This window comes from Pseudomonas avellanae BPIC 631, from assembly GCF_000444135.1.
GTDB classification, from domain to species: domain Bacteria; phylum Pseudomonadota; class Gammaproteobacteria; order Pseudomonadales; family Pseudomonadaceae; genus Aquipseudomonas; species Aquipseudomonas avellanae.
The window spans coordinates 1-710 of the sequence record NZ_ATDK01000134.1 but is presented as its reverse complement, the minus strand read 5'-3'; the positions used below and the strand labels follow the sequence as shown (position 1 = coordinate 710).

General features: G+C 52.0%; 1 pseudogene. It reads left to right on the top strand.

The annotated features are described in order from the left end of the window. Positions 1-86 precede the first annotated feature (86 nt). Positions 87-607: pseudogene (locus tag DW49_RS01000000128150) on the top strand (radical SAM protein); the annotation flags it as partial. Positions 608-710 lie beyond the last annotated feature (103 nt).

The window sequence follows — 710 nt, the reverse complement described above, 5'->3', positions numbered from 1 at the left end:
ATGATGACGGAAATGATGTCCAAGCATCATGAGAGTCCATCCCTAACTCAATAGCCGGGTGTTGCACTCAGCCTCTGAAACCGCCCTGTCTTATGTGTTCACAGCCACCCAAGGCAGCTGATGACTCGTGGATACTTGACGAAATCGAGAGTCTGATACCGCTTATTCCAAAAGATACCCGCGAGCTGGGGTTTACTGGGGGGAGCCGACGACCAATCGAGAGCGCTTCCTTAAGATCATTGGCCTAACAAAAAGTTATTTGCCGAGAACCGCAATCCACATTCTCTCGAACGGGCGCAGCTTCAAAGACCCAGCGTTCGCTGCAAAGTATGCGCAGATTGAATTGCCCGACGCGATGATCGGAATCCCTGTCTATTCAGACGATCCGACGCTGCATGACTACATCGTCCAGGCCCAAGGCGCATTCGATGAAACCATTCAGGGCATTCTCAATCTGAAGCGCTTGGACCAGAAGGTTGAGATCCGAGTCGTCATTCACAAGCTATCGGTGCAGCGCCTGCCTGAACTATGCGAGTTCATCGCACGCAATCTGCTGTTTGTCGACCATGTGGCGCTGATGGGCCTCGAGATGATGGGCTTCACTAGGGTCTGTTCCCGTTTCCACGTAACCCATTGATCCCTATGAGAACAGGCCCGTATTGTTGGAGTTCTCACACAACACCAATACGAGCCTGCAATGCCCCGATTAA